Source organism: Cellulomonas algicola (genome assembly GCF_003851725.1).
Lineage (GTDB): Bacteria > Actinomycetota > Actinomycetes > Actinomycetales > Cellulomonadaceae > Cellulomonas > Cellulomonas algicola.
Map to the genome: position 1 here is coordinate 1 of NZ_BHYL01000382.1, position 4,838 is coordinate 4,838.

At 78.2% G+C, this 4,838-nt stretch carries 4 protein-coding genes; 2 read left to right on the forward strand and 2 right to left on the reverse strand.

Annotated elements, in window-relative coordinates; translation table 11 throughout:
* Both CTKZ_RS19515 and CTKZ_RS19520 read right to left on the reverse strand, forming a co-directional pair.
* Nucleotides 1–717: hypothetical protein (locus tag CTKZ_RS19515; protein WP_124344475.1), on the reverse strand; the 717-nt coding region annotated here is incomplete at its 3' end.
* Nucleotides 718–720: 3 nt separating this feature from the next.
* Nucleotides 721–2,265: an RNB domain-containing ribonuclease gene (locus tag CTKZ_RS19520; RefSeq protein ID WP_124344476.1), complete on the reverse strand. Its 1,545-nt coding sequence runs from the start codon at nucleotides 2,263–2,265 to the stop codon at nucleotides 721–723.
* Between the two features lie 138 nt (nucleotides 2,266–2,403).
* Here CTKZ_RS19520 and CTKZ_RS19525 point away from each other — a divergent pair, with 138 nt between their 5' ends.
* Together CTKZ_RS19525 and CTKZ_RS19530 are read left to right on the forward strand one after the other, a co-directional pair.
* Nucleotides 2,404–3,453, forward strand: a complete 1,050-nt coding sequence (locus CTKZ_RS19525) for an alpha/beta hydrolase (protein WP_124344477.1) — start codon at nucleotides 2,404–2,406, stop codon at nucleotides 3,451–3,453.
* Nucleotides 3,454–3,690: 237 nt separating this feature from the next.
* Entirely contained in the window at nucleotides 3,691–4,695 is a 1,005-nt protein-coding gene (locus CTKZ_RS19530; protein ID WP_235843565.1) for an acyl-CoA dehydrogenase family protein, read from the forward strand.
* Nucleotides 4,696–4,838 lie beyond the last annotated feature (143 nt).

The following is a 4,838-nucleotide window of genomic DNA, read 5'->3' on the forward strand; positions in this document are numbered from 1 at the left end:
CTCCTCGCGCGCGCGCCGGGCGTCCGCGACGGCGTCCTCGCGCTCGCGCCGGCGGCGCCGGTCGGCGGCGGACTCGCGCGGTTCGTGCTCCGGTTCCGGCTCGGGCGGTTCGACGACGCGCAGGTGCGCGCGGCTGCGCGAGGGGCTCTTCCTCGGGGAGGGGCCCTGCTCGCCGGCGTCGGACGCGCGCGGCGTCGACGCCCGCGGCGCGCGGGACGGGGTCTCGACGGGCTCACCCGGCGCGATCCCGCCGAACCCCACGAACTCCCGCCCGGCCGTGAGGCGCCCCGACGTCACGTCACGCGCGATGCCCGGGTCGGCGAGCGCGGCGGTGAGCGTCGCGTCGACCTCCTGCGCGACCGCGTCGCCCACCTTGTGCCCGGCCTGCCGGCCGAGCGCCTTGGCACGGCCGACCAGCGACGTCACGAGCGCACGACGCTGCCGTGAGAGGTCGCGCATGCCCGCGCCGTCGAGCGAGCGCTCGGCCTCCCGCAGGCTGTCGCCGAGCGCGACGAGCTGGTCCGCGAGCCCCGGGACGTCGCGGAGCAGCGCGTTGACGAGCCACGCCGCGACGGTGGGCTTGCGCAGCGCCGTGATGTCGGCGGCGAGGTCCCGGTCGCCCGCCGCCCGTGCCTCCCTGGCGGCGGCGTCACGGCGCGCGACGAACTGGTCCGGTGGCGCGCCGTAGAGGTCGTCGGCGACGTCGTCGAGGTCCACCGGTCAGCCTTCCGCGGCACGCGGGGGCTGCTCCGACGTGCCCGTGGGCCGGGGGTCCGGCGCGGACGCGTCGGCATCGGCCCTCGGCTGCCCGTCGAGCGCGAACCGGACGGTCCGTCGCGCCGTCGACGCCTCCGTGAGCCGTACGCGCACGTGCTGCCCGACGGGCAGGTCCGTGCCTTCCACGCGTGCCCGCACGACGGGGTCGCGCAGCTGCACGACCCCCGACGTGCGGTCGTCGTGCGCGTCGACGACGACCCCGTCGAACACGTCGCCCACGCGCCCGGTCAGCAGCGCGGCCTCGAGCAGGTCGAGGCACCCGCGCTCGTACTCGTTGGCGCGCCGGTCGCCGCCCGCCATGAGCCCGGGCAGGTCGGGCAGCGCGGACCGCACCCAGTCCGGCACGTCGTTCCCGGCCACGAGCGCGACGCACGTCTCGCCGACGAACCGGTCGACGAGACGCCGCAGCGGCGCGGTCGTGTGCGCGTACGGGGCCGCGAGCGCGGCGTGCTGCTCCTGCGCGGGCACCTCACCGTCGAACGCGACGTACGCGGCACCGCGCAGCAGCGTCGTCGCCTCGGTGAGCAGCGCGGCGTGCGCGGGGACCCCCGCGTCGAGGCCGCGGACGACGTCACCGACGGCCGCCCCGTCGGGCCACGGGACGTCGAGCGCGTCCGCCGCGCGCCGCAGCCGGGCCTCGTCGCGCGGGTCGGCCGGAGGCAGCGTGCGCAGGACACCGATGCGGCCGTCGAGCATGAGCTGCGCGGCGCACAGGCCGGTGAGCAGCGAGATCTGCGCGTTCCACTCCTCGGCGTCGAGCGTCGAGCGGCTCACGAGCGCCCAGTGGCCGTCGACCCGCTGCACCTCCTGCTCGGGCGTGGGCAGCGTGATCCCGCCGCGGGCACGCTCGGCGACCTGCCGGAGCCGGCCGACGTCGCGCAGCAGCGCGAGGGTCCCGTCGGCGGTGCCCGCGTCGTACGCCTGCTGCACCTCGTCGTACGTGAGCTGCGCGCGCGAGCGGACCCGGGACCGCCGCACGTCGACGGCCGTCGGTGCGCCGCCGGAGTCGAGGTCGATCGTCCACAGCAGCGCGGGCACGTCCTGGTCGGGCAGCAGGCTCGCGGCACCCTCCGACAGCGCGGGCGGGTGCAGCGGCGTGCGGCCGTCGGGCGCGTACAGGGTGACGACGCGGCGGCGCGCCTCGGTGTCGACCGCGCCGCCGGGCCGCACCCACGTCGCGACGTCCGCGATCGCGTACCGGACGCGGAACCCGTCGCCGCGGCGCTCGATGTGCACCGCCTGGTCGAGGTCGCGCGAGCCGGGCGGGTCGATCGTCACGAACGGCACGTCGGTCGCGTCGGGCAGGTCGGACGGCGCCCCGGCGGCGGCGGCGGACTCCGCCTCCGCGACGACGTCCGCCGGGAACGCGTCCGGGACGTCGAGCTGGTCGCGCAGGTCGGCGAGGCCGCGCTCGACGTCCGCGTCGACGGCGTCCGCGGAGCGTGCGACGGCCGGCGGCGGGGCGAGGTGGACGCGGCGTCGGGGCACCTCGCGAGCGTAGGACGGTCCCGTCGGTCCCGCAGCGCCGTCGCGCGGTGACCTGCGACGACGACCAGGCGTCGCTCCCTCGACGGGGTGTGCCGGCGGGGTGTCCCGACGGACGCCGACCGCCCTAGGCTGCCCGCCATGACCGTGCCGCACGAGGCCGCGCCCGAGGACACGGGCGCGAGCCGCACGCCGGTCTCCGCCGCACGCCCGGCAGGTCTGCGCGGGTGGGCGGGCCGCGCCGTCCTTGGGCTGCTCCGGGCGTCGCTGCTGGTGAGCCCCCGCCCGACGGTCCTGCTGGTGCGTCGCCAGTTCGCCCGCGGCGTCGTCGAGCGCACCACCCGGCTCGACGCGCAGGCACCCGCGGGCGTCGCCGCGGTCCTCGACGAGCGCTACGGTCCGGGCGCCGACGAGGTCCTCGACGTGTTCCACCCGGACGACGCGACCGGGCCGCTCCCGACCGTCGTCTGGACGCACGGCGGCGCGTTCGTCGGCGGCACGAAGGACGAGCTGCGCGGCTGGTTCCGGCTGCTCGCGAGCCACGGCGTCACCGTCGTCGCGCCGCGGTACACGCGCGCCCCCGAGGCGCGGTACCCGACGCCCGTCCGGCAGGTGACCGCGGCGCTGCGGCACGTGCAGGAGCACGCCGCGCGGTTCCACGTGGAACCGTCGCGCCTCGTCCTCGCGGGCGACTCGGCGGGTGCGCAGATCAGCGCCCAGGTCGCGACGCTCACGACCGTGCCGTCCTACGCGCGCACCCTCGGCGTCGCGCCGACCGTGCACCCGGCCCAGCTGCGCGGCGTCCTGCTGTGCTGCGGCGTGTTCGACCTCGCCCGGCTCGACCCGCGGTCACCGCTGCGGGACGTGCTGCGCGCGTGCGGCTGGGCGTACAGCGGCGACCGCCGCTTCCTCGACGACGAGGCGTTCCTGTCGTCGATGTCGGTGGGGCGGCACGTGACCGCGGCCTTCCCGTCGACGTTCGTCACGGTCGGCAACGCCGACCCGCTGCGGGGGCAGTCCGTCGCGCTCGCGGCGACGCTGGAGGGGCACGGCGTCGACGTCGAGACCCTGTTCTTCCCGGACGCCCACACGCCCGCGCTGCCGCACGAGTACCAGTTCGAGCCCGGCAGCGCCGACGCGGACGCCGCGCTCGACCGCCTCGTGCGGTTCGTGCGTCGCTGCACCGCCTGACGACCCGCCCGACGCCGCGCGTCCCCGAGCCCACGCCGGGCTCCGGGGACCGTCCCGCGAGGACGGCGTGCCCCGTCGCGAGTCCCGGCGAGGAGCGCCCGTCCCGGCGCTCGCCGGTCTCGTCCGCACGGGCGACATCGCTCGCTCCGGTTGCAGGCGCGGCCACCGCGCCGCACGATCACGTCGCCACCCGCCCCGTGGCAGCCACGCGAACCGGAGGGCCGTCCCACGATCCCCGTGCTCCTCGACCCCGTCCCGCCCACGCGGGACCGCGGCGACGTCGACGTCCCCCGGACCGTCGACGACGCGCTCGCCGCCGTGCGCACGTGGTCCGACGACCTCGTCCCCGGCGCGGGCGGCACCGCTCGGCTCTGGGAGCTGCTCGGGACGCTGGCTGCCTCCGACCTCGCCGTCGCGCGCGCGGTCGAGCCGCACCTCGACGCGCGGGCGATCCTCGGCCAGGCCGCCGTGCGGCCCACGGTGGCGCGCGACGACGCCACGTGGGGTGTGTACGCCGCCGAAGGGCCCGGCGTCCGGCTCGACGCGGTCGAGGACGACGACGGCTGGCGGCTGCGCGGCGTCAAGCCGTGGTGCTCGCTCGCCGACCGGCTCGACGCGGCGCTCGTGACGGCCCACCTGCCCGACGGCGGACGCGGGCTGTTCGCGGTCGCGCTGCGCGGCTCCGGCGTCACGCGCGGCGACGAGCCGTGGGCCGCCCGCGGGCTCGTCGAGATCCCCAGCACGTCCGTCCGGTTCGACGACGTCCCCGCCGAGCCCGTCGGCGCACCCGGCTGGTACCTCACGCGACCCGGGTTCTGGTGGGGCGGGATCGGCGTCGCCGCGTGCTGGTACGGCGGCGCGGTCGGGCTCGCCCGGCGCCTGCACGCCGGTGTCCGCGGGAAGGACGCCGCGCTGCTCCACGCGCACCTCGGCGCGGTCGACGAGGGGCTGCAGTCCGCGCGACGTGCGCTCGCCGAGGCCGCGGCCCTGGTCGACGCCGGCACGCTCGACGCCGAGGCGGGCCGGCTGCTCGCCAAGCGCGTGCGCGCGACCGTCGCGCGCGTGTGCGAGGACGTCCTGACGCGGGTCGGGCACGCGCTGGGTCCCGCGCCGCTCGCGCTCGAGCCCGAGCATGCCAAGCGCGTCGCCGACCTGCAGGTCTACGTGCGGCAGCACCACGCCGAGCGGGACGACGCGTCCCTGGGCGCCGCGCTCGCCGCGAGCGGCGAGGCACCGTGGTGACCCGCGACGCGACAGCCCCGACGACGGGCGACGCCTCGGGCCGGGCGGGTGCGCAGGCCGAGCCCGACGACCGCGTCACCTCCGCGCGGGCGGCGGCGAGGCACGACGTGCTCGACCGTCGCGACGACGCCGCGGGTGCAGCG

Coding starts and splice junctions, on each gene's coding strand:
- CTKZ_RS19525 (WP_124344477.1), top strand. CDS start 2,404: ATGACCGTGCCGCACGAGGCCGCGCCCGAGGACACGGGCGCGAGCCGC.